The organism is Streptomyces sp. DH12, assembly GCF_020873895.1.
Classification (GTDB): Bacteria; Actinomycetota; Actinomycetes; order Streptomycetales; family Streptomycetaceae; genus Streptomyces.
In genome coordinates, this window is sequence record NZ_JAHWGT010001203.1 from 1 (window position 1) to 437 (window position 437).

The 437-nt window shown below is 73.0% G+C and carries 1 protein-coding gene; it reads right to left on the bottom strand.

What is annotated here, in order from left to right; translation table 11 throughout:
* Positions 1 to 74: 74 nt before the first annotated feature.
* Positions 75 to 437: cellulose-binding domain-containing protein (locus LPA54_RS39250; RefSeq protein ID WP_228985171.1), on the bottom strand; the 363-nt coding region annotated here is incomplete at its 5' end.

Genomic DNA, 437 nt, shown 5'->3' on the forward strand with positions numbered 1-437 from the left:
GATGATCCGTCCGTGCATCGGGGCTCCTTCGGGTCGCCGGCGGTGGCCGCCCCATCATCCCCCGCCGGCGATCTTCACTTCACCGTGCATTCCCTCCCGCCCAGCGCGAACACCGACGGGGTCGCCTCCGCGGACGGGCCACTCGCCGTGAAGCCGAAGGCGACCGACGCACCCGGCGCCACCGCGCGGTTCCAGTCGGCGTTGCGGACCGTCACCGACGTCCCGGACTGGGTGTGCGTGCCGTTCCACAGATGGGCGATGCGACGCCCGTCCGGGAAGGACCAGGCCAGCGACCAGCCGTCCCACGCTGCCGTGCCCGTGTTGGTCAGCCGGACGTCGGCCTGGAAGCCGTCGCCCCAGGCGTTGGTGACCCGGTACGTCACCTCGCACGCGTCCGAAGGGCCCGGGTCGGTGCCGCCGCCCGGGTCGCCGTAGAT